Below are 2,559 nucleotides of genomic sequence, written 5' to 3' on the forward strand. Positions count from 1 at the left end.
CATGATGTTGGATAGAAGCCCAAGAACGGACTGGTGGGATGATTTTTTTCGAAAAAGATGGACTTTATTGACGACTCAAGAATGTGAAGTGGTACAAGACTGGCTGTTCTGGATAGCCAGCAATCCTGAGACAGCTTACTCGGACGACTCGCTCGAACGGTCTGTCGCCACGGTGAATTTATTAATCTCTCTAAAAAAAAACCACTAGCTATTTGCCAACGGAGCGTCAGACCGTATCTTGCTTCGCCGGCCAAGAATAAGAAAATGGCGCGCGCATATACCAATAGAACTCGCGCGTTCCCCTTGCTTTGTACCGCGAATGTCTCGGATTCAATCCGTTGATCTGCCATCAGAGCGATAGCCCAGCGTATGTTCCACTCACGTCAAACCTTCATGCCATGCTTTGGCTGCTTTGATCCCGTCGCGGCTCCGCTTGGGCGGAAGCAAGTTGGGGTTGAGCTTTAGCTAGTCGTATTATTTAAACGGTGGCTCGTCCTCTGTAAGTGCTGCAATGGTTGGGGTACAACGCCGGCTAACGTTACTGGGGGTAATACATGGAAATGGTAACTATATTCTTGGAACACCGCTGGTTATCTATTTACACTTTTTTGATCTTGGGGTCTTGGGGTTTACATGCACGCTTACTTAATGTTCTCAGCAAACGGCATAAGGATTTGTATTCAAATTTAAGCCCGAACATTCTTCAAGACACTGATTTCAACGGCTCGTCAGAGCGACTTAGCTCATTTATTTGGTCGTTCAAATTTCTTCGAATCAACGATCTTGAGGTAAGCATATATTGCTTACTCTTGATAATGACGACGGTTGGTGCACTTGCCGTTTTTATCGTTATGCTTTTCTGACGATAATTCATGCAGAACGCCCATCCTCTGGAGGCTGTTTGTGTTCCTGCCAAGGTCTGTTTGACTGGGCGCCTGAGATAAGGAAATTGCGCGTAGTAGTAACGGGTTCTGTGATTAGGATCCGTACTTGGGGCGGTATATCCAGAGCGATCCAATTGGGTTGGCCGGAGGCCTTAATACCTATGCATATGGTGATGGCAACCCTGTCACCGAATCCGACCCAACGGGGCTATTTGTAGCAAGCGGACTTGAGGAGGAATCCTGGGGATGCAAATAATGCTCGGGGCAAGGGGCATCGTGCTGCCATCAGAAAAAATGAAGAAAAAATTAAAAATTTAGATAAATGTGTGGGGTGCAAATAAATGAGCGATTTTAATATTGATAAATATCATGATGATTTTTACGAAATTCAACTTTCATCTGAGCCATGGAAAGTCAATAACTGGCGAGCCCAAGCGATCATTCGCAGGTGTGATTCTGCCGAAATCGTTGACAGGATTTTTGTAGTTGACGCGGATAGAAATTGCGCAGAAATGATATTGCACGAAAAAATTTCCGCACAAATTGGAGAGTATCCGCGTCCTCCTTATCAGTGGGGGCGGGTTGAAATTAGACGGCTCCTTGTTGACTATCGTAATTATAATAATAATTTAACGATGATTTTGGTGAGATTGCAGAGCGCCCTTTCTCAAGGAAAACTGAATGAGGAAATACTTCACGAATTATTTTGGGAAGCAAGAGAATATGCCGAAAAAGGCAGCGTGGCTTTTTCAGACAGGCTAAATAAACTGTCAGATTCAGAAAAAATGGAATTACTTACGTCGTCTGATGAGACTTATGCTAATTTTTCTGATCCAGCGTCTCTGGATGACCTAGATGGGCGTGACGCATTATTCGGTTTTATCGTGAATCCATCGACCAGAGTCGCCTAGGCTCATGAACTACATTTAGAAAAATGGAATTCAAGTTCAGGTAAATAAGCCGCTCAAGCCTGCATCGGCAGCGCAGGCATTCCAATTATTCCCTCGATGAAACCGAGCGGTTTCGAGCAGGAGATTTTTAATACAGGGTTGGTATCGAAAATCATATGGTACGGACACAAGAGACAATAAAAAAATATTTGATTTCGATCACTATAGCGATCATCTTTCTTGCTACATTGTCTTTTGGATATGAAATTGAAATAACGCAGCCCACTGCAGTTTTTCAGAAAGAAGACAATACCCCACTTAGTGCAAGGCCCGTTTTTTTTATGTTAAAAAAAGGGGACATGGTTGAGCTGGTAGGATGTATCGACGACGGAAGCAATGTTTTTTTTCAAGTAAAGACAAAGAATGGCAAAACCGGCTATATGTACAATTTGCAATACAAAGTAGTACGCCGGTTCATTTTTTCGATCGAAGGAATAAATAACTTATTTGCTCACCCCGTTAACAAAGCGCAATGCCACGTCATGGCCATTGAATATGCCACTAAATAACACCACATTTCAGAATCTACCGGCGAACCGCCCGAACAGGGATCGACGGCGTTTATGCAGGAAGACTCTCTTTCGGAATAGGCTAACCCTCGATATAACAATCCAAGCCAGTTTATGAGAGGCCGGGAGATGACTAAAAGAATTGAAGTAGATGAATTGATTGGAGCGGTATACCGTAGCGAGCTGGAGAAAATTGACAGCATGATTGGTGCTGGT

3 protein-coding genes are annotated in these 2,559 nt (G+C 43.8%); all 3 read left to right on the forward strand.

All coding sequences use genetic code 11. The features are described 5' to 3' along the window. On the forward strand, positions 1-208 hold a 208-nt coding region (locus ACYQ1A_RS21725), incomplete at its 5' end, for a hypothetical protein (RefSeq protein WP_499365812.1). Positions 209-990: 782 nt separating this feature from the next. Continuing rightward, positions 991-1,140, forward strand: coding sequence for an RHS repeat-associated core domain-containing protein (locus ACYQ1A_RS21730; RefSeq protein WP_499365813.1), 150 nt, complete (start codon positions 991-993; stop codon positions 1,138-1,140). A gap of 85 nt (positions 1,141-1,225) precedes the next feature. Next, a complete protein-coding gene (locus ACYQ1A_RS21735; protein WP_499365814.1) occupies positions 1,226-1,795 on the forward strand; it encodes a hypothetical protein in 570 nt (189 codons plus the stop codon). The last annotated feature ends 764 nt before the right edge of the window (positions 1,796-2,559 follow it).

The sequence above is a fragment of the Silvimonas sp. JCM 19000 genome, from assembly GCF_054652575.1.